Genomic DNA, 20,154 nt, shown 5'->3' with positions numbered 1-20,154 from the left:
CGTCACACTTTTGCGGTTTTCCTCCGCTTGTGCTTGCTTGTGGGCGCCGGCATCCCACCTATAGGGGTGCTTGGCGGCAGGGGTTTAGAAGAAAGCAGTTATGTTAGCGCGACCGATCGAACCGACCAACACCGAGGCGGGGTTGGCTCCCCCGGACGTAGGCCCGGCGCGGGTCGACGCCTTCGGCATCGCCCAGCGCCACTCGCGCCGCGTGCGTATCTTGAAGCTGGCGGTGCCGCTGGCCGCTGCCGCGATCGCGGTCGCCGTCCCGGTTTATTCCTATCTCTCGGCGCCTGGCTCGATCCAGGTCCAGGCCGACGCCAGCGCCTTCGCGAATGGCAAGCTGGTGATGGCCAACCCCAAGCTCAACGGGTTCACCAAGCAGAAACTGCCCTATTCCATGACGGCTTTGCGCGCCATACAGGACGTGAGCCAGCAAGGCATCATCAATCTGGAGGGCATCGACGCCAAGCTGCCGATATCAACCGACAATGTGGCGGCCATCAATGCCCCGCACGGTAGCTTCAATCGCGATGGCAACACGATGAGCCTGACCAGCGATGTCACCATAACCACCACCGATGGCCTGGCGGCAAAGTTCAAATCGGTCTTTCTCGACATGGGCAAAGGCACTATGAAGACGAACGATCCGGTCGACGTCAGCCGTGGCGGGTCGCGGATTACCGCGGATTCCATGTCTGTCCAGGACAACGGCAAGATCGTGGTCTTCGAGAACAGAGTGCGTGTCAACATCGATCCCGCCAGCTTGAAGGCGGCAGAGGCAATGAGCGGAGAATCCAATGCGGTTCAGTAGTTCGACACGGCTCGTGGCCGCGGCTTCGGCGTTGCCGGCCGTAGGGCTGGCCGCCCTGGGGCTGGCTTTGGCGGCGGCGCCGGCTCTGGCGCAGTCCAGGACCACCAGCCAGCTGTCGGGCCTCAAACTGTCCGGCGACAAGCCCATCCAGATCGAAAGCGACAAGCTCGAGGTCCGCCAGGCGGACAGCGTCGCCGTGTTCACTGGCAATGTAAACGTCGTCCAGGGTCCGACCTTGCTCAAGGCCGGCAAGATGACGGTCTATTACGTCAAGGACCCCGACGCTGCCGCCAAGGGTGAGCAGGCCTCGGGTGCCGCGATGACGGGCTCGGCCGACATCGACCGTCTGGAGGTCGCCAACAAGGTCTATATCAAATCGGACGACCAGGTCGCCACGGGCGACAGCGGCACCTTCGACATGAAGACGGAAGTGCTGGTGCTTTCAGGCAGCAAGGTCGTGCTCTCGCAAGGCGACAATGTACTGGTCGGCTGCAAGCTGACCGTGCAGATGAAGAGCGGTCTGGCCCAGGTCGACCCCTGCGGCGGTGGACGCGTCATGATGTCGATCACGCCGCCGAAGTCGGGAGCGGCGAACCCCTGATGGTCGACGTAGCATCGCTGTTGGCGCGTCTTCCAGGACGCGCCGCCAGCAAACTTGCGGCACCGGCCGCGGTTAACCTCGATCAGGTAAAATTCAAGGGAACCCTGATCGCCAAAGGGCTGACCAAGAGCTACAAGGGCCGCAAAGTCGTCAGCGGCGTGACGATCGGCGTGCGCGCCGGTGAGGCGGTCGGACTGCTCGGCCCCAACGGCGCCGGCAAGACCACCTGCTTCTACATGGTCACCGGCCTGGTGCCGGTCGACGAAGGCACGATCGAAATCGACGGCTTCGATGTCACCTCTATGCCGATGTACCGCCGCGCCCGCCTTGGCATCGGCTACCTTCCGCAGGAGGCGTCGATCTTTCGCGGCTTGAGCGTCGAGCAAAACATCCGTGCCGTGCTCGAAGTGGTCGAAAAGAGCCGCAAGGAGCGCGAACGCATTCTCGACGAACTGCTCGAGGAGTTTCATATCAGCCATCTGCGCAAGGCCCCGTCGCTGTCGCTTTCCGGCGGCGAGCGGCGGCGCCTTGAAATCGCGCGCGCCCTGGCGACCCGCCCCGCATACATGCTGCTCGACGAGCCTTTCGCTGGCATCGATCCGATCGCCGTCGCCGACATCCAGCAACTGGTGCGCCATCTGACGGCGCGCGGCATCGGCGTGCTCATCACCGATCACAATGTCCGCGAGACGCTCGGCCTGATCGACCGCGCCTACATCATCCATGCCGGCCAGGTGTTGACTCATGGCCGGGCCGACGAAGTGGTCGCAAACCCGGATGTGCGGCGGCTTTATCTCGGTGAGGGGTTTACACTCTAGCGTGAAAATTTCTGTCCAGACGCGGTTTTTGACGCGAGACAGTGCCTTTTCTTCGATTTCTCGTCGGAATACGCACGGACAGGCGAGTTTTGATCGCCGTCGCCTTGACAAGCAAAAGCCGGGCCAGTTTCTATGCCGAACTCCTTCCGGCAGTCCGGATGCGTAGACAGGGCGTTTGAAACCGAACCATGGCGTTGGCGGCAAAACTACAGCTACGACAGTCCCAGTCGCTGGTGATGACGCCGCAACTCATGCAGTCGATACGGCTGCTGCAGTTCACCCACATCGAGCTGGAACGCTTCATCGACGACGAGATCGAGCGCAATCCTTTGCTCGAGCGCGCCGAGCCGCAGGACGATGCCGTCAGCGACCAGGCGCAGAAGATCGATGCCGCGCCGGAAACGGCCACCGCCGGCGACTGGTTCGAGAAGGAAACGGCGTGGAGCGCCGAGGCGATCTCGGAAAAGCTCGATACTTCGCTGGAAAACCTGTTTCCCGACGACCCCGGCACCAGCGAGCGACTCGGTCCCGACCTGACGGCCCAGTGGAAATCGGCATCCGGCAACGGTTCCGCATCCTCTTCCGACGGTTTTGACGTCGGAGACATGGCGGCCGGAGCCATCACGCTGCGCGAGCAGGTTGCGCTTGCCTTCGCCGACCCGGCAGCACGCCTGATCGCCAGCGAACTGGCCGATGGCCTCGACGAGGCCGGCTACATGCGCGCCGACATGGCTGAGATCGCCACCCGTCTCGGCACCGACAGAGCGGCGGTGGCAAATGCGCTCGCGGTCTGCCAGACATTCGAGCCCACCGGCCTCTTTGCCCGCGACCTTGCCGAATGCCTGTCGCTGCAGCTTGCCGTCCGCGACCGTCTCGACCCTGGGATGAAGGCTTTGATTGCCAATCTCGAACTCTTGGCCCGGCGCGATTTCCAGACCCTGAAACGGATTTGTGGGGTCGATGAGGAGGATCTGCTGGACATGCTGGCCGAGATACGTGCGCTCGATCCGCGCCCGGGGATGGCGTTTTCGGGCGGCGCCAGCGACGCGATCATCGCCGATGTCGAAGTGCGTGCGGCCAATGACGGGAGCTGGGTGATCGAACTCAACCCCGAAACGCTGCCGCGCGTGCTGGTCGACCATATCTATTTCGCCCGGGTTTCGCCGCATGCGAAAAATCAGACGGAAAAGGATTTCCTGGCGGAATGCCTGCAAAACGCCAATTGGCTGACGCGCAGCCTCGATCAGCGGGCGAAGACTATCCTCAAGGTTGCCTCAGAAATCGTGCGCCAGCAGGACGCCTTCCTCGTTCATGGCGTGCGTCACCTGAGGCCGCTCAACCTGCGCACGGTGGCCGACGCCATCGGCATGCACGAATCGACCGTCAGCCGGGTCACCGCCAACAAATACATGCTGACGCCGCGCGGCGTGTTCGAACTGCGCTATTTCTTCACCGCCTCGATCGCCTCGTCGGGTGGCGGTGACGCGCATTCGTCTGAAGCGGTGCGCGACCGCATCAAGCAGTTGATCGACGAGGAGAAACCTGCCGACGTGCTTTCCGACGACGCCATTGTGGATATGTTGCGGGAAAGCGGCGTCGATATCGCCAGGCGCACGGTCGCCAAGTATCGGGAGGGCATGAATATTCCCTCGTCGGTGCAGCGGCGGCGTGAAAAACGCGCTTTGGCCAGCGCCGGACGTTGATCTCCGACGGAATTTCCACAGCTTTCGCACTTCATTGACAAGCCGCAATGAAGTGGCTAGAAGCCCGCCCGCATGGGACGGGCTACTGCCCGCATGCGGATGGTCCGTCACGACGTTGGCCACGGGACGGTCAAGAAGGCGGCTTGTGATCAATCGGAAAAGTTCGGATTTAAAATCGGCGCAAGTGACGCCGCAAAGCTTGTGCGCTCAGACCACGGGTATAAACTCGCGACAGTTTGAAGCCTGAGCAAGGAAGGTCAGTATTCAGATGACGCTGCGCATATCAGGAAAACACATGGATATCGGCGATGCGTTCCGTACGCGCATCAACGACCGTGTCGGAGAAGTGATCGGGAAATATTTCGATCGGGGCTTTTCAGGGCAAATTGTAGTCGTCAAATCGGGGTCGCGCTACACGGCCGATTGCATGATCCGGCTGGATTCCGGCGCTTCGCTGCAGGCCACCGGTGAAGCGCAGGACCCGACGCTCGCTTTCGAGGCGGCGGCGGATCGCCTCGAGACCCGCCTTCGCCGCTACAAGCGTCGGCTGAAGTCACATAATTCAGGCAACGCCAATGGCGAACCCACCGACGTCGCCTATACGGTGATGGCGCCGCTTGCCGACGATGACGAGGAAATGCCGGAGAATTACGCGCCAGCCATCGTCGCCGAATCAACCATGACGCTGCGGACCATGTCGGTGGCGTCAGCGGTGATCGAACTCGACACCAAGGACAGCCCGGTCCTCGTCTTCCGCAACGCCGGAAACGAGCATCTCAATATCGTCTATCGTCGGCCGGACGGAAACATCGGCTGGATCGACCCGTCTACCACCAAGGTCGCGCAGGGCTGACGGCCAAGGCCGCACTGGGCTGACGGCCAAGGCCGCACTGGGATAAGGCACCAGCCGCACGCGAGAGTGAGGGCTGGCGACGGCAGGCGAACAAGGGATTTCAAGTATGGACCTGAGCGATCTTATCAACGTTCCGGCAATCTTGCCGGCGTTGAAGGCGAACTCCAAGAAGCAACTGCTGCAAATGCTGTCCGAAAGGGCGGCGGCAATTGCCGGCATTCCGGAACGGGAGGTGTTCGACACCATCCTGCAGCGTGAACGGCTGGGCTCGACCGGTGTCGGCAACGGCATTGCCATTCCGCATGGCAAGCTGGCCGGGGTGAAGCGGATCGCGGGGGTTTTCGCCCGGCTGGAGACGCCGGTCGATTTCGAGGCGCTGGACGACCAGCCGGTCGATCTGGTGTTCCTGCTTTTGGCGCCCGAAGGCGCCGGCGCCGACCATCTCAAGGCGCTGTCGCGCATCGCGCGGGTGCTGCGCGACGCCGACACGGTGGCCAAGATCAGGGGCACCCGCGACGCCGCCGCGATCCATGCGCTTTTATCGGATACACAAGCCTCGCACGCGGCCTGATTTTTCCGATCAGTTCGGTTAAAGGGCCGCCGCGAGCGGCCCTGTCCGTTCTAACCAGATCGCTGCGCCTATTGTTAGTGGATGGCGACTTAGTGGATTGCGACGGGGGTCAGGTCGTTTTCCAGGGCGCCGGCCAGCGCCCGCTCGCGAGCGTCCGAAAGCAGGATCGGCTGGCCGTTGGCGGCAAACAGGGCCCACAGTTCCAGCCCGGGCGCGATTTCGCCGAGGCCCGGGAAACGGCCGCGCAGATCGTCGCTCGAGATTTTCCTGAGATAGGCGACCGAGCCTTCGCCGAGATGGGCGAACTCGCCGCTGGTCATGATAAGGTTTTCGTCAGTTCTGGTCATTTAAGCCTCCGTGCAGCGAGGACCCCGTTCAAGGCCGCCTCGCATGAGAGCAATCGGTAAAAATCAGTCTTTCACCGATATGTTTATTTTCCGTACCAGCCGTTCGGACTCGGGCCGATCGAGATCGATCGACAAAAGACCGTTCTTCAGCTCCGCCGCGATCACCCGCATGCCGTCGGCCAGCACGAAACAGCGCTGGAACTGGCGCGCGGCAATGCCGCGGTGCAGAAATTCGCGCTCGGTGTCATCGTTCTGACGGCCGCGCACGACCAACTGGTTCTCCTCCGTGGTCACATCGAGATCGTTTTCGGCGAAACCGGCGACAGCGAGTGTGATACGCAGCCTTTCGGCCTTGCCGTCGGCACCGCTGAGGCGCTCGATGTTGTAGGGAGGGTAGCTGTCACCTGACTTCGCCAGACGCTCCAGGGTCTTTTCCATGGCGTCGAAACCCAGGAGAAGCGGGCTGGAAAAAGGCGTCATTCGACTCATGTTACACTGTCCTCTCAAGAGCGACATAAAGCGGAAAAACCCGGATGGCATTTTTCCCGATGGTCTTGATATGGTCCGCCCGGCGGTCGAGTTCAAGCCGTCAAAAGCCCCGCCCAAAAAGACTCCCTAAACAAGGAATTGAAATGCCCCAATCCCGCAAGATCATCATCGACACGGATCCCGGCCAGGATGATGCCGTCGCCATATTGCTGGCGCTCGGCAGCGCCGAGCTGGAGATCGTCGGCATGACCGCCGTCGCCGGCAACGTGCCGCTGAGACTCACCGAAAAGAATGCACGCAAGATCTGCGAGCTGGCCGGCCGGCCTGACATCAAGGTCTATGCCGGCGCCATCCGGCCGCTGGCGCGCGAACTGGTCACCGCCGAGGAGGTGCATGGCGAGACCGGGCTCAACGGTCCGCAATTGCCCGAACCGACAATGGAGCTGCAGGACCAGTACGCGGTCGATTTCATCGTCGAGACGCTGATGAAGGAAGAGAGCGGCACGATCACCCTGTGCGCGCTCGGTCCGCTCACCAACATAGCGCTGGCGCTGATCCGCGAGCCGAAGATCGCGCCGCGCATCAAGGAAATCGTGCTGATGGGCGGCGGCTTCTTCGAAGGCGGCAACGTTACCCCGACCTCCGAATTCAACATCTATGTCGACCCGCATGCCGCCGATGTCGTATTCAAATCCGGCATTCCGATCGTCATGATGCCGCTCGACGTCACCCACAAGGCGCTGACCACGGCCAAGCGCACCCAAGCCTACCGCAAGCTCGGCACCAGGGTCGGCACGGCCACGGCGGAGATGCTGGAATTCTTCGAACGATTCGACGAAGAGAAATACGGCACCGACGGCGGTCCGCTGCATGACCCTTGCGTCATCGCCTATCTGTTGAAACCCGAGCTGTTCAGGGGCCGCAACTGCAACGTCGCTGTGGAAACCGCCTCGGAACTCACCATGGGCATGACCGTGATCGACTGGTGGGGCGTGACCAAACGGCCGAGCAACGCCATGGTGATGCGCGACATCGACCACGATGCGTTGTTCGCGCTGCTGCTGGAAAGGCTGGGCCGGCTTTAGGGCTGCTTCCTTCTCCCCTTGTGGGGCCTTGTGGCCCGAAGGGCGGGCGAGGCCCGTGACTCGCCGCGGGCGGGGGATCTGCGTGCAGCGCCGAGACGGTTGAGGGTGTTGGCCGGAGCGCTGTTGGTGCCAAGCTGGAACACCCCTCATCCGGCCGCGGAGCCTGTCCTCGGGCTTGCCGGAGGCAAGACCCGTGGGCGGCCACCTTCTCCCACGAGGGGAGAAGGAAAAGAGTGCCGCTCACTTCGCCTTTGAAAATGCCAGCCACAGGCCGCCGCCGACCAGAAAACTGCCGCTTATCCGCGACAGCAGCTTGACGCGGCCGGCCGAAAGCAGGCGTCCGGCGCGGCCGGCGGCCAGCGCGTAGGTCGAATCCGATACGGCGGCGAAGATCATGGCGGTGAGGCCCATGACGCCGATCTGCAACCCATGGTTGCCGTCAGGGGCGATGAACTGCGGAAAGAAGGCGCCGAAGAACACCAGCGTCTTGGGATTGCTGATCGCCACCAGCAGGCCCTGCAGGAAGAAGCCGCCGCGCGGTGTCTTCGCCGATCCGTCGGCGTTCAGCTTGCCCTTGGAGCGGAACATCTGCACACCCATCCAGATCAGATAGGCGGCACCGATCAGCCTGACCCATTCGAACCAATGGCCCATTCCGGCGATCAGCGAGGTCAATCCGATGCCGACAATGGCGATCATGATCGCCAGTCCGGCCTGTGTGCCGGCGACGTTGGCGAGGCCGGCGCGAGAGCCATGGCGGATGCTGTTGGCGATGATCAGCGTGACCGTCGGTCCGGGTACCAGGATGATGACGAGGCAGGCGACGAGATAGGTGGCATAGAGTTCCAGCGACATGGTTTCCTCAACAGTATGCGGCTTTGCGACACGGCTGACCGCGATCAATGCATGACAGTAACGCGGCTGCAAGCCGGCAGGAGATGTCGCCGGCAACCTTGACCTGGATTATTTTAGGCTCCAGCCAGCCACGGCAGCGTCGTCTCGTAGGCTGCCGCCGCTCTCAGCACGGCCATGTCGCCGCGCGGCCGCCCGATCAATTGCATGCCCATCGGCCTGCCGCTGCCATCGAAGCCGGCCGGTACACTGATCGCCGGGCAGCCGCCCAGCGTGGCGAGCGCTGACACCTGCATCCAGCGGTGATAGCTGTCCATGGCACGCCCGGCCACTTGGGTCGGCCAGTGGGTGAGCACATCGAAGGGAAAAACCTGGGCGGTTGGTAGCGTGATCAGGTCGAAGCGGTCGAAGAGTGACAGCAACGTTCGATGCCAGGACGAGCGCCTCACCGTGGCGGCGTGGATCTGCGGCGCCGTGAGTTGCAGCGCCTGTTCCACCTCCCACACGGCCTCCGGCTTCAGAAGAGCGCGTTTCAAGGGATCGTCGTAATGCGCCTTGAGCGCACAACCGCTGCTCGCCTGGCGCAGCGTCACGAAGGCCTGCCACAGCGCTTCGAAATCGAAATCCGGCACCAGCGCTTCGGTCTGAAAGGATGCCGCGGCGAACCGGCCGAGAGCGGCCTCGCAAAGACTAAGGATGCCGGGTTCGACCGGCAGATGACCACCGAGATCGCCGAGCCAGGCGATGCGGCCGCCGGCCGCCGGCGTTTGCAGCCCCTGCAGGAAGCAGTCCTTGTGATGCGAGAGCGGCGCGCGAGGGTCGTAGCCAGCCTGCTCGTCGAGCAGCAACGCCATGTCGCGCACGTTGCGGCCCATCGGCCCTTCGACGCCCATCTGGGCGTGGAAGACGTCAAGCTCGGGGCCGGCCGGGACAAGCCCCTGCGAGGGACGGAAGCCATAGACGTTGTTGTAGGCGGCCGGGTTGCGCAGCGAGCCGCCAAAGTCGCTGCCGTCGGCGACAGGCACCATGTCGAGCGCCAGCGCGACCGCCGCGCCGCCGCTCGAACCGCCGGCGGTCAAGGCCGGGTCGAAGGCATTGAGTGTCGGGCCGAACACGGTGTTATAGGTGTTGGAGCCCAGGCCGAATTCGGGAACGTTGGTTTTGCCGATGATGATGGCGCCGGCCTTGCGGATGCGCTCGACGAAGAAATCGTCTTCCTGCGGCACGAAATCGGCGAAGATCGGCGAGCCGAAGCTGGTCCTGAGGCCCTTGGTCTGCGCGAGATCCTTGATGGCGATCGGCAGGCCGAACAGCGGTCCGGCATGCCCAGCATGCGCCAGATGGGCGTCTGCCCTGTCGGCCTCGCGCAAGATGTCGGCACGTTCGCGCAGCGAGACGATGGCATTGACCAGCGGGTTTACCGCGTCGATCCGGTCGAGGAATGCCGTCGCCACCTCGCGCACCGACAACTGGCGGCGCCGGATCGCGTCGGCGAGATCCATGGCGGACAGGCGGCAGATATCGCCGGCAGGCGGCACGGCATGTTTTGTGGCCGGACGCATGGCTCTCACCTGGCCTCCGGGTCTTGGAGCGCCGCCTCGACTTCCTTCGCCAGCGGGATTGCCGGCTGGGCACCGGGCTTCAGGCAAGCGAGCGAACCAGCGGCTGCAGCACGGGCGAGCGCCTGGTCGAGCGGCAGGCCCGATGATAGCCCGGCGGCGAAATAGCCGCAGAACGTGTCGCCGGCGCCGACCGTATCGACCGGAGTGACGTTCAACGCCGGAACCATCAAGAGATCGGCTGGCGTGGCGGCCAGAACGCCGTCACCGCCGAGCGTGACGACTATTGTGCGGCCGGTCGTCCCCGCGAAATCGCGCATCCGCGCCGGGCGATCGCGGCCGCTCAGCGACAGCGCCTCGCCATAGAGGTCGAATTCGGTTTCGTTGGCGACGACATAGTCGGCCTTGCCGAGGAAGGCGGCCGCCTCTGCGCGGAACGGTGCCGTGTTGAGCACGGTAACCGCGCCTGCCGCCCGTGCTGCGTCCAGTGCTGCATCGACAGTCTGCAGCGGGATCTCCTGCTGCAGGAGCACGACATCGCCCTTCTTCATGAAAGCCTTGGAGAGGTCGCCTGTGACGACCGAATCATTGGCGCCCGGCACCACGGCAATGACGTTCTCACCGTCGTCGGCGACCATGATCAATGCCGTGCCGGTCGAAGCGAAGGTTTCACCGACACCGGACAGGTCGATCTTGCCGTCCCGCAACAGCGCCAGCGCTTCGTTGGCGAAATTGTCCTTGCCGACCGCGCCGACCATACGCACCTTGGCGCCGGCGCGCGCGGCGGCCAGCGCCTGGTTGGCGCCCTTGCCGCCGGGTGCGGTGCTGAAGCCAGAACCCCGAACCGTCTCGCCCGGTGCGGGCAAGCGGTCGACATTGGCGATAAGGTCGAGGTTGATCGAGCCGACAACGATTATCAAGTGGTGCCTCCCTGCTGACCGCGGGAAGCTACTCCGTAAGGCCGCCGCTTGCCAGACCGCGCGGGCTAATCGCGTCAGGTTTGAACGCGCTTCTCAGCGCAACTCCAGGCGTCGGCGGCGCCGACATCGACAATTGGCGCGCGATTTCAAGAGCCGATCTGTCCCGCTTCCCAGCCAAGGATGGCGCGTTTGCGGGTCAGGCCCCAGTGGTAGCCGGTGAGCGCGCCGGACTTGCCGAGAGCCCGGTGGCACGGCACCACGAAGGACATCGGATTGGCGCCGACCGCGGCACCCACCGCCCGGCTGGCGCTCGGTGCGCCGATGCCGGCAGCGATCGAGGAATAGGTGCAGGCCTTGCCCATCGGGATGCGCAGCAGGGCTTCCCAGACGCGGACCTGGAAGTCGGTGCCGATCAAGACGACGCGCAGCGGCTGGTCGGGGCGCCACAGCGCCGGATCGAAGATGCGCGCCGCATAGGGCGCCGTCGCGGCCATGTCCTCGACATAGTTTGCGTTCGGCCAGCGGCCGGACATGTCGGCGAAGGCTGCGCGCTCGTCGCCGGCATCGCTGAAGGCGAGGCCGGCAAGCCCACGGTCGGTGACCATGATCAGGGCGATGCCAAAAGGCGAAATATGATAACCGTAGCGAATCGTCAGCCCGGCGCCGCGCGTCTTGTAGTCGCCCGGCGACATCGCTTCGTGGGTGACGAAAAGGTCGTGCAACCGGCCGGGGCCTGACATGCCGACCTCGAATGAAGCTTCGAGCAGCGGCATGCCGGAATCGAGCAGTTTGCGCGCGTGGTCGAGCGTGACCGCCTGCAGAAACGCCTTGGGCGACAGGCCGGCCCAGCGGGTGAAGAGCTTCTGCAAGCCGGTCGGCGTCTCGCCGACTTCCTCGGCCAATATTTCGAGCGACGGCTGGTCACGATAGTCAAGGCTGATCTTCTCGATCGCGCGCCGAACAACTTCGTAATCACCGCCTTCGGGTGTGATGTCTTTCTTCAGAATAGCTGTCTGTGCGTTCATCGGACTATCTCCTTGATCGTGAATATCGTCCTTCGCGGCTCCGATCACCACCCGAAACTTGCCTTCTCGTCATGTGTATCCAGATAGATCTGGCTTGGAGGAAGGTGCGACGATAGCTGGCGAAAAAGGGTGCATTCCAGCAAGGAGAAGTAGACGCTGCCGATTACCGTTTATGGCCGATTATCAGGCACTGCAGAACCGGTTCGCGAACGAGGCGGTTCGCTCACATTCAGCGCGCTTTCGCGGTCGCCAGGGCGCGCGAAAAGGCTGACGCAAAGCTCTCGCGGTCGTCGGGATTGAGGAAGCCACCGATCGGCACATTCTGGCCTTGTGCTTCCACCGCCATCCTGGTGATGCCGATTTCGGCGTGGCGGGCGACCGAAAAACGCGCCCAGAACGGATTGAAGCGATGTGCTTCCGATTTGCCTGATGGCGCGGTCTTGCGGATGTCGAGGCTGGTGCGCGAGACCGACACTTCCTCACGGGCGCGGGCGGCACGATAATTGGCGCGAAAGGCGATGTAGACGGCGATGACGTCGAGACCGAGGAAGCCGAACACCGGCCAGGCGCCGCGCGACAGGAAAAACGCTCCGGTGACCAACGAGCCGAACAGCAGAGCGCCCATCAGGATGGCAAAGCCGGTTTTGCCCAGCGAGCGATGCGGTATCAGCAACGCCTGGAAGAATGGCTCGTCGGCCTGATATGAGGCGTTTGTGTCGCTCATGCCGGGATATTATAGGAAGGGGATGACGAGCCCCAAGTCCAAAAAATCCTCTACACCCAAAAATGAACTGCTCCCCGGCCGACGCGACGGCGCGAACGCCAAACCGCGTGCCCGGCCGGTGCGGTCCGATTCGCGCTACAGCCCGGCCGAAGTGCACGAGATTTTCCGACGCTTTTCCGTTCAGCGGCCCGAGCCGAAGGGCGAACTCGAACACATCAACGCCTTCACGCTGCTGGTGGCGGTGGTGCTTTCGGCACAGGCGACCGATGTCGGCGTTAACAAGGCGACGCGGGCGCTGTTCAAGGTCGCCGACACGCCGCAAAAGATGCTGGCTCTCGGCGAAGCCAAGGTCGGCGACTATATCCGCACCGTTGGGCTCTGGCGCAACAAGGCCAAGAACGTCATCGCGCTGTCGGAGGCGCTGATCCGCTGCTATGGCGGCGAAGTGCCCGACGACCGCGACCAACTGGTCAAGCTGCCGGGCGTCGGGCGCAAGACCGCCAATGTCGTGCTCAACATGGCCTTCGGCCAGCACACGATGGCGGTCGACACGCATATCTTTCGCATCGGCAACCGGCTGCGGCTGGCGCCCGGCAAGACGCCGGAACAGGTCGAGCAGGGGCTGTTGAGGATCATTCCGGACGAATACATGCGCCATGCGCATCACTGGCTGATCCTGCATGGCCGCTATGTCTGCAAGGCGCGCAAACCGGATTGCCCGGTCTGTGTCATCGCCGACATCTGCAAGGCCGAGGAGAAGACGAATGATGTTCCGGCGCCGCTGGTCGAAATTGCGCCGCTCGAACCGGTAAGCGAGATTCAGTAGCCGTAGCCGCGTGCCATCGCCGCGGCGAAGACCGGGATCAGCAGGAAGATGAAGGCTTCGGCGCGGACATGAGTTCGAACGGATGCAAGTTGTGCTGCCGGCACTTGAAAGCCGGGGCTGGCCGAGGCCTGCCTGTTCCAGGACGCAAAGCGGACCGTCGGGATGATCGACAGCAGGCCGACGGCGACGAAGGCCGCCATCTTTGCCCAGAACACCCAGTTATAGACGTAGAATTCCCAACCCTTCAGGCCGTAGATGACGCGTCCGATGCCGACGACGATGATCAGCATGGCGATGATGCCGTAATGGCGATCGATGCCGACAAGTCGCCGAAGCGTCGCGGCGGGCAGATCGCCGCGGATCAGGACAAATTCGGCGCCGATGATGCCGGCCAGTGAAAACACCAGCAGATGATGAAAGATGGCAAGCAGAAGATCGGTGGTATCCATGCCCTTTTCCCTGCGTCGGACGGCACAGCGGACGCTGAATCAGTTTCGTGCGAAGGGTAGCATCGTTCGGCAAGAATCCCATGCCGGAGCTGGCGTTCGCGACTACGTGCCTGCGTTGTTGACGCCAAATCCTGACAAACTAAATTTTGGCCATGACCGGGCTTAAACGCGCCTTGAACCCGATGCCGGACGACATCCGAACCGCTTTGACAAAGCAGGGTTTGATGGCGGCCTATGATGACAGACCGCATTATCAGAAGAACGACTATCTCGGCTGGATCGCTCGTGCCAAACGCCCCGAGACAAGACACAAGCGGCTCGACCAGATGCTGGACGAATTGAAGCGTGGCGGCGTCTACATGAACATGCCGTGGCGCGGCTGAAATCGCGCTTGTCGGGTCACAGTTTCCCGCGGTCGAAGCGCCTCGACCTCGTTTCTCGCGCTGGAAGATGATCTGCCCTGTCCTGGCTCTTGTTGGACATTTGGGCGACATGCATGAGGCACCGGCAAAGAAACACTTTGAATTTGCGCATGATCGTTTCGGAGGCGGTTTTTCGGCGATCATGCGGCGCGAGGCAGAGTTATGGGAAATCCAGGAGCAGCCAGTGCACCGGTCATCGAGACGAAGCGAACCATCTTGCGGCCACACCAGCTCGATGATTTCGATGCCTATGTTGCCATGTGGGCCGATCCGGACGTCACCCGCTTCATCGGCGGCAAGCCGCGCACGCGCGAGGAAAGCTGGATGCGCTTCCTGCGTCATGCCGGCCTGTGGTCGCTGCTGGGCTACGGCTTCTGGGCGATCGAGGACAAGGCATCCGGCCGTTTCATCGGCGAGGCCGGTTTCCACGATCTGAAGCGCGACATGGTGCCGTCGATCGAAGGCGTTCCGGAAGCCGGTTGGGCGCTGGCCCCGAGCGCACATGGCCAAGGGTTCGCCAGCGAAGTCGTCGGACGGGCTCTCGCCTGGGGCGACGAGGCATTCGGGCGCGCAAGGACGGTCTGCATCATCGATCCGGAAAACACCGCTTCGCTGAGCGTCGCGGCCAAATGCGGCTACAGCGAAGTGTTGCGGACCACCTATCACGACGATGCGACGATCCTGCTGGAACGGCAGCCCTAGCGGTTGCGGCCTGTCATCCGGTGGTTCTGATCGGGCCGAATCGAGGCTTTCTAGGCCTGCCGCTTCAGCACCGGGCCTTCCGCTTGGGCCTTTAGGGCCGCCTGTTCGAGCATCGAGGCGTCTTCGCCGAAAGCGCGGGTGGCGCGCGCGGCCGCCTCGATCAGCGGATTTTTCATGCGCTGTAGAAAGGCCGCGTCGACGCGCGTGCTCGGGCCGGACAGCGTCAACGCACCGAGCAGGATGTGCCCCGGCCCGAACACTGGTGCCGAGACGCCCGCCGTCTCGGGGTCGCGATCGCCGACCGACAAACAATGGTAGGTTTTGCGGATCGTCTCGTATGGTTCGCCCTGCTGACCGGAAAACGCCGCAAGCACGCGGCCGCCTGTGCCGGCCAGCAGGGGCAGCACGTCGCCTTCCCGGATGGTGTAGCGGATGGGATGCTTGGACTCGACGCGGTAAAGACAGGTGCGCACGTCGCCCGAACGGACATAGAAGGCGACGCTTTCCCAGCTTCGCTCGGCCAGATCGCGCATGATCGGCAGCAGGATGTCGATCGCCACCACCGAACGCTGGTATAGGGCGCCCAGCCGAAAGGTGGCAGGGCCGACACGGTAGCGGCCGTCGTCGAGACGCTCCAGCAATTGCCCGCGCAGCAACGAGTTCGCCAGCCTCAGGATCGTGCTCTTGTAGAGGCCGGTGCGCGCCGCGATTTCGGCCAGGCTGAGCGAACGGTCGGCAGCAGCGAAAGCATCGAGGATGGCGATGGCTCGCTCGAGCGCGGCAACGCCGTTGGTCGACGCAGGCTTGGATTGTGTTACGGTTATCCGCTTGACCACGTCGTTCCGTTCCCAGTTGGACAGAAGGGCCGATCGGAACAATTGTGCCGCATCCGGATAGTTCTGTCCACCAGAATGCCATTCCGGTTGACAGAACGATGCAAAGACTGCATGAATTTTTGTCGAGCGGGTCTGAATTCAGGCTACGTTGCTGGCAGGCACCGGAGGAGGTGTCGTGATTGGAGGAACCCCATGCTGAACAGACGCAGATTTTTAACGAGCACCGCCGCTGCCGGCGCCGCCGGTTTCGCAGCGTTGCATCTCTCGCCCGCTTTCGCGCAGGACGCACCGCAGATCCAGATCTTTGTGCCGGCAGCGCCCGGCGGCGGCTGGGACCAGACGGCGCGCACGATGGACCAGGTGCTGCGCAGTGAGAAGCTGATCTCCGGTTCGCAGATCACCAATGTCGGCGGCGCCGGCGGCACAGTCGGCCTGCCGCAATTCATCAGCCAGTGGAACGGCAAGGGCAATTCGCTGATGGTTGCCGGCATGGTCATGGTTGGCGCCATCATCGCCAACAAATCGGCCAACAATCTCACCGAGGTCACGCCGATCGCCCGCCTCACCGGCGAATTCGAGGCGCTGGTGGTGCCGGCGGCCTCGCCGTTCAAGACAGCAGCGGATTTCGTCGCCGCCCTCAAGGCCGATCCGACCAAGGTTCCGGTGGCAGGCGGTTCGGCCGGCGGTTCGGACCACATATTGTTCGGCCTTATCGCCAAGACGGCCGGTGTTCCGGCAGCCAACCTCTCCTACGTGCCGTTCGCCGGCGGCGGCGAGGCATTGTCAGCGCTTCTCGGCAACCAGGTCGCGGCCGGCATCTCCGGCTATGGCGAGTTCTCCGAACAGGTCAAGGCAGGCGCGCTTCGGCTGCTCGCCATTTCCGCGGACAAGCGCCAGGAAGGCATCGACGCACCGACGATGAAGGAAGCCGGCATCGATGTTGAACTGTTCAACTGGCGCGGCGTCTTCGCACCGCCGGGCGTTTCCGACGCCGACAAGGCGGCGATGATCACGCTGGTCGAGACGATGGCCAAAAGCGAAGCCTGGGCCACCGAATGCAAAAACCGCAACTGGACGCGGATCCTGCTCACCGGCGACGACTATGCGAAATTTCTCACCGAAGACACGGCTCGGATCGCAGCCATCCTCAAGGACCTCGGCCTTGCCTGATGTCCCCGGAGAGGGGCGGTCCGCACTGCCCCTTTCCGATGTTCGCCAGCCGCATGGACATACGATCCGGCGCGAGTGAAACTGCGATGAGGTCGGCCGTGGGAGACCGGCTATCCAGGGAGGACGATCATGAGCACCAGCGACCAGCAGGCGGCGCGGCCGCGCCTTGCCGTGCCCGAATTGCTGATCGGCATCGGGCTTCTTGCCTGCGCCGGCGCAGTGGCCTGGCAGACGCTGTCGATTCCGGTGTCGCCGCTCTACTCCAAGGTCGGCCCGACCGTCTTCCCCTACATCACCATGGTCGGCATGACGATCCTTTCCCTGCTGCTGATCGTCGCCGCAATGCGGGGCGGCTGGCAGCCGGAAGAAGAAAAGGAAACCCCGACCGACTGGAAGGCGATGGGCATCGTCGCCGTCGGACTGGTCGCGAATCTTGTTCTGATCCAGCCGCTTGGCTTCACCGCAGCCTCGGTGATCATGTTCGTTCTCATCTGCCACGGATTCGGCAGCAGACATCCGCTGCGTGACGTGCTGCTCGGCCTGATCCTGGCGCTTGCCGCCTATTTCGGCTTCGCCAGGGCGCTCGGCGTCAACATCGGCGCCGGCTTCATCGAGAACCAGCTGAACACGGGTCTCGATTCGATTATCCGTATGTTGAGAGGCTGAAGCCATGGAAACGCTTGGCCATCTCGCGCACGGATTTTCGGTCGCTTTCACGCCGGTCAATCTCATGTGGTGCCTGCTCGGTACGACACTGGGGACAGCGATCGGTGTGCTGCCCGGCCTCGGACCGGCACTGACCATCGCGCTGCTTTTGCCGATCACCTACCAGGTGGCGCCGGAAGCGTCCTTCATCCTGTTTGCCGGCATCTATTACGGCGCCATGTATGGCGGTTCGACGACATCGATCCTGCTCAACACGCCGGGTGAAAGCGCGACCATCGTCACTGCGCTGGAAGGCAACAGGATGGCCCGTTCCGGCCGCGGCGGCGCGGCACTTGCCACTTCGGCGATCGGCTCCTTCGTCGCCGGTACACTCGGCACGCTGGGCGTCGCCTTCCTGGCCCCGGTCGTCGTCAAATTCGCGCTGTCTTTCGGCCCGGCCGAATATTTCTCGCTGATGGTGCTGGCCTTCATCACGGTTTCGGCGGTGCTCGGCTCGTCGTCGGTTCGTGGCCTGATCAGCCTGTTCATCGGCTTCGTCATCGGCATGATCGGCGTCGACCTGCAGACCGGGCAACCGCGCTTCACCTTCGGCATGAGCCAATTGCTCGATGGCGTCGACGTGATCGTCGTCGCCGTCGGCCTCTTTGCAGTCGGCGAGACGTTCTACATGGCCTCGCGCCGCTATGCCGGCAAGGACGAGATCGTGCCGCTGAAGGGCTCGCTCTACATGACGGCGGCCGAATGGGCACGCTCGTGGAAGGCTTGGCTGCGCGGCGCCCTGCTCGGCTTCCCGATCGGCGCGCTGCCGGCCGGCGGCGCCGAAATCCCGACCTTTCTGTCCTATGCAATCGAGAAAAAGCTCTCCAAACACAAGGAGGAGTTCGGCACGGTCGGCGCCATCGAAGGCGTTGCCGGGCCGGAAGCCGCCAACAACGCATCGGCCGCCGGCGTGCTGGTGCCGATGCTGACGCTTGGGTTGCCGACCTCGGCGACGGCCGCGATCATGCTGTCGGCCTTCCAAAGCTATGGCATCAATCCCGGGCCGATGCTGTTCATGACGCAGGCCAATCTGGTCTGGGGGCTGATCGCCAGCCTGTTCATCGCCAACATCATTCTCGTCATCCTCAACCTGCCGCTGATCGGGTTGTGGGTGCGGCTGCTGAAAATCCCGGCGCCGCAGCTCTATGCCGGCATCCTGGTGTTCGCCACGGTCGGCACCTACGGTATTTCTCAGTCGCCGACCGACCTCGTCATCCTCTATCTGCTCGGCGGGGCCGGGTTCCTGATGCGGCGCTTCGATTTCCCAACGGCGCCGGTCATCATCGGCATGATCCTCTGGCCGCTCGCCGAAACGCAGTTCCGCCGCGCGATGACCATCTCGAACGGCGACTGGTCGGTGTTCTACAAACATCCGCTGTCGCTGACACTGCTGACGCTGGCGTTCATCGGGCTGATCGGGCCGCATGTCTACGCTTACATCGAACGCCGCCGCATGCGTGGACCGGAACACGTGCCGGGCGATGCCTGACCTGTTTGTGACATCATGACCGATCTGCTGTCCGGCATCCGCGTCCTCGACCTGACCAATGTTCTGGCTGGCCCCTACTGTGCCTATCAGCTGGCGCTGCTCGGGGCCGATGTGATCAAGGTCGAGGCGCCGCAAGGCGGCGATCTGGCGCGCCAGCTCGGCGGCTCGCCGGAACTCAACAGCACCGGCATGGGCGCTTCCTTCCTGGCGCAGAACGCCGGCAAACGATCGGTGGTGCTCGATCTCAAGAAAGAGGCCGATCGCGAACGCTTCCTCGATCTGGTCGCCTCCGCCGACGCGCTGGTCGAGAATTTCCGCCCCGGCGTGATGGATCGGCTGGGGCTCGGCTATGCCAGGCTGAAAGAGGTCCGCCCCAGTCTTGTCTATTGCGCGATTTCGGGCTTCGGCCAGACCGGGCCGATGCGCGACAATCCGGCCTACGACCAGATCATCCAGGGTCTTTCGGGCATCATGAGCATCACCGGCACAGCGCAGACCGCGCCGCTGCGTGTCGGATACCCCGTCGCCGACACGCTGGGTGGGCTGGTCGGGGCGTTCGCGATCGCCGCGGCACTTGTGAAGCAGAAGACGACAGGCGAGGGCGCTTTCCTCGACGTGTCGATGCTCGAATGCACGCTTTCCGCGCTGGGCTGGCCGGTCTCCAACTATCTGACGGCAGGCGTCGAGCCGCAGCCGATGGGCAACGAGAACATGACGGCGGCGCCTTCCGGCACGTTTCGCACCGGCGACGGCCTACTCAACATCGCCGCCAACAAGCAGGAGCAGTTCGTCACGCTCTGCCGGCTGGTCGGGCTGCCGGAGCTGGCCTCGGACCCGCGCTTTGCCGAGCGCGAGACGCGCAAGCGCAACCGCATCGCCTTGAAGGCGCTGATCGAGGGTGCCCTGGAGAACAACTCGGCCGCAGCCTGGGAGGAGACGCTCAATCGCGCAGGCGTGCCGGCGGGCAGGGTGCTGACCATCCCGCAGGTGCTGGCCGAGCAGCAGGTGATCGAGCGCGAGATGACCGCCCGCTTCGATGGCATGCCGAAGATGGACCGGCCGCTGACCGTCGTGCGCGGCGGGTTCATGGTCGATGGCGCAGCACCGTTGCCGACCAGGCCGCCGCCGGCGCTGGGCGAGCATATGGACGAGGTGTTTGCCAGTCTGCCGCCGCGCGTCAAGACAAGAGCGTAG

The 20,154-nt window shown here is 63.5% G+C and carries 23 protein-coding genes; 14 read left to right on the top strand and 9 right to left on the bottom strand.

Translation table 11 applies throughout. The features are described 5' to 3' along the window. Positions 1-100: 100 nt before the first annotated feature. The 6 genes from lptC to ptsN all read left to right on the top strand — a co-directional run bounded on the left by lptC (position 101) and on the right by ptsN (position 5,360). Positions 101-814: an LPS export ABC transporter periplasmic protein LptC gene (lptC, locus tag M727_RS0113120; RefSeq protein WP_027153063.1), complete on the top strand. Its 714-nt coding sequence runs from the start codon at positions 101-103 to the stop codon at positions 812-814. Beyond that, positions 801-1,415: an LptA/OstA family protein gene (locus tag M727_RS0113115; RefSeq protein WP_023797444.1), complete on the top strand. Its 615-nt coding sequence runs from the start codon at positions 801-803 to the stop codon at positions 1,413-1,415. Before lptC ends, M727_RS0113115 begins: the two co-directional genes overlap by 14 nt. Further along, complete coding sequence (gene lptB / locus M727_RS0113110; RefSeq protein ID WP_027153062.1) at positions 1,415-2,233, top strand: LPS export ABC transporter ATP-binding protein; 819 nt, start codon at positions 1,415-1,417, stop codon at positions 2,231-2,233. Before M727_RS0113115 ends, lptB begins: the two co-directional genes overlap by 1 nt. A gap of 188 nt (positions 2,234-2,421) precedes the next feature. Beyond that, a complete protein-coding gene (gene rpoN, locus M727_RS0113105) occupies positions 2,422-3,936 on the top strand; it encodes an RNA polymerase factor sigma-54 (RefSeq protein WP_027153061.1) in 1,515 nt (504 codons plus the stop codon). A 268-nt stretch (positions 3,937-4,204) separates the two neighbouring features. Beyond that, on the top strand, positions 4,205-4,789 hold the full coding sequence (raiA, locus tag M727_RS0113100; protein WP_027153060.1) for a ribosome-associated translation inhibitor RaiA: 585 nt from the start codon (positions 4,205-4,207) through the stop codon (positions 4,787-4,789). 106 nt (positions 4,790-4,895) lie between these two features. Then, positions 4,896-5,360 carry a PTS IIA-like nitrogen regulatory protein PtsN gene (gene ptsN, locus M727_RS0113095; RefSeq protein WP_023797448.1) on the top strand — a complete coding sequence of 155 codons (465 nt, stop codon included), beginning with the start codon at positions 4,896-4,898 and terminating at the stop codon, positions 5,358-5,360. A gap of 89 nt (positions 5,361-5,449) precedes the next feature. Here the strand turns inward: ptsN and M727_RS0113090 are convergent, their stop codons facing one another. Both M727_RS0113090 and M727_RS0113085 read right to left on the bottom strand, forming a co-directional pair. After that, positions 5,450-5,707 carry a DUF1150 family protein gene (locus tag M727_RS0113090; RefSeq protein ID WP_023797449.1) on the bottom strand — a complete coding sequence of 86 codons (258 nt, stop codon included), beginning with the start codon at positions 5,705-5,707 and terminating at the stop codon, positions 5,450-5,452. Between the two features lie 63 nt (positions 5,708-5,770). Continuing rightward, positions 5,771-6,196: an Hsp20 family protein gene (locus M727_RS0113085; protein WP_023797450.1), complete on the bottom strand. Its 426-nt coding sequence runs from the start codon at positions 6,194-6,196 to the stop codon at positions 5,771-5,773. 143 nt (positions 6,197-6,339) lie between these two features. On the opposite strand from M727_RS0113085, the gene M727_RS0113080 reads away from it, so the two are divergent. Further along, positions 6,340-7,281, top strand: a complete 942-nt coding sequence (locus M727_RS0113080; RefSeq protein WP_027153059.1) for a nucleoside hydrolase — start codon at positions 6,340-6,342, stop codon at positions 7,279-7,281. Between the two features lie 240 nt (positions 7,282-7,521). Here the strand turns inward: M727_RS0113080 and M727_RS0113075 are convergent, their stop codons facing one another. The 5 genes from M727_RS0113075 to M727_RS0113055 all read right to left on the bottom strand — a co-directional run bounded on the left by M727_RS0113075 (position 7,522) and on the right by M727_RS0113055 (position 12,361). Beyond that, on the bottom strand, positions 7,522-8,136 hold the full coding sequence (locus tag M727_RS0113075) for a LysE family translocator (protein ID WP_023797453.1): 615 nt from the start codon (positions 8,134-8,136) through the stop codon (positions 7,522-7,524). 113 nt (positions 8,137-8,249) lie between these two features. Next, positions 8,250-9,695 (bottom strand): amidase, encoded by a 1,446-nt coding sequence (locus M727_RS0113070; RefSeq protein WP_036262208.1) that lies wholly within the window; start codon positions 9,693-9,695, stop codon positions 8,250-8,252. A gap of 5 nt (positions 9,696-9,700) precedes the next feature. Continuing rightward, complete coding sequence (locus tag M727_RS0113065; RefSeq protein ID WP_027153057.1) at positions 9,701-10,612, bottom strand: ribokinase; 912 nt, start codon at positions 10,610-10,612, stop codon at positions 9,701-9,703. A gap of 146 nt (positions 10,613-10,758) precedes the next feature. Continuing rightward, entirely contained in the window at positions 10,759-11,637 is an 879-nt protein-coding gene (locus M727_RS0113060; protein ID WP_027153056.1) for a methylated-DNA--[protein]-cysteine S-methyltransferase, read from the bottom strand. A 229-nt stretch (positions 11,638-11,866) separates the two neighbouring features. After that, positions 11,867-12,361, bottom strand: coding sequence for a DUF2244 domain-containing protein (locus M727_RS0113055; protein ID WP_023797457.1), 495 nt, complete (start codon positions 12,359-12,361; stop codon positions 11,867-11,869). A 22-nt stretch (positions 12,362-12,383) separates the two neighbouring features. On the opposite strand from M727_RS0113055, the gene nth reads away from it, so the two are divergent. Next, positions 12,384-13,187, top strand: a complete 804-nt coding sequence (gene nth, locus M727_RS0113050) for an endonuclease III (RefSeq protein ID WP_027153055.1) — start codon at positions 12,384-12,386, stop codon at positions 13,185-13,187. Here nth and M727_RS0113045 read toward each other — a convergent pair. Continuing rightward, a complete protein-coding gene (locus M727_RS0113045) occupies positions 13,181-13,636 on the bottom strand; it encodes a DUF2214 family protein (protein ID WP_027153054.1) in 456 nt (151 codons plus the stop codon). The genes nth and M727_RS0113045 overlap by 7 nt on opposite strands. Before the next feature lie 152 nt (positions 13,637-13,788). Here M727_RS0113045 and M727_RS0113040 point away from each other — a divergent pair, with 152 nt between their 5' ends. After that, on the top strand, positions 13,789-14,019 hold the full coding sequence (locus M727_RS0113040; RefSeq protein WP_027153053.1) for a YdeI/OmpD-associated family protein: 231 nt from the start codon (positions 13,789-13,791) through the stop codon (positions 14,017-14,019). Between the two features lie 201 nt (positions 14,020-14,220). Continuing rightward, positions 14,221-14,760: a GNAT family N-acetyltransferase gene (locus M727_RS0113035; RefSeq protein WP_027153052.1), complete on the top strand. Its 540-nt coding sequence runs from the start codon at positions 14,221-14,223 to the stop codon at positions 14,758-14,760. 50 nt (positions 14,761-14,810) lie between these two features. On the opposite strand, the gene M727_RS0113030 is transcribed toward M727_RS0113035, so the two are convergent. After that, entirely contained in the window at positions 14,811-15,584 is a 774-nt protein-coding gene (locus tag M727_RS0113030; protein ID WP_027153051.1) for an IclR family transcriptional regulator, read from the bottom strand. Between the two features lie 204 nt (positions 15,585-15,788). Between M727_RS0113030 and M727_RS0113025 the strand changes: the two genes are divergently transcribed. The 4 genes from M727_RS0113025 to M727_RS0113010 all read left to right on the top strand — a co-directional run bounded on the left by M727_RS0113025 (position 15,789) and on the right by M727_RS0113010 (position 20,154). Beyond that, positions 15,789-16,766, top strand: coding sequence for a tripartite tricarboxylate transporter substrate-binding protein (locus tag M727_RS0113025; protein WP_027153050.1), 978 nt, complete (start codon positions 15,789-15,791; stop codon positions 16,764-16,766). A 129-nt stretch (positions 16,767-16,895) separates the two neighbouring features. Beyond that, positions 16,896-17,432 carry a tripartite tricarboxylate transporter TctB family protein gene (locus M727_RS0113020; protein WP_027153049.1) on the top strand — a complete coding sequence of 179 codons (537 nt, stop codon included), beginning with the start codon at positions 16,896-16,898 and terminating at the stop codon, positions 17,430-17,432. Positions 17,433-17,436: 4 nt separating this feature from the next. Beyond that, entirely contained in the window at positions 17,437-18,960 is a 1,524-nt protein-coding gene (locus M727_RS0113015; protein WP_027153048.1) for a tripartite tricarboxylate transporter permease, read from the top strand. A gap of 15 nt (positions 18,961-18,975) precedes the next feature. Beyond that, positions 18,976-20,154 carry a CoA transferase gene (locus M727_RS0113010; RefSeq protein ID WP_027153047.1) on the top strand — a complete coding sequence of 393 codons (1,179 nt, stop codon included), beginning with the start codon at positions 18,976-18,978 and terminating at the stop codon, positions 20,152-20,154.

The sequence above is a fragment of the Mesorhizobium sp. WSM2561 genome (assembly GCF_000513915.1).
GTDB lineage: Bacteria > Pseudomonadota > Alphaproteobacteria > Rhizobiales > Rhizobiaceae > Mesorhizobium > Mesorhizobium muleiense.
The sequence above is the reverse complement of the archived record's forward strand: the minus strand, read 5'-3'. Positions and strand labels throughout refer to the sequence as shown.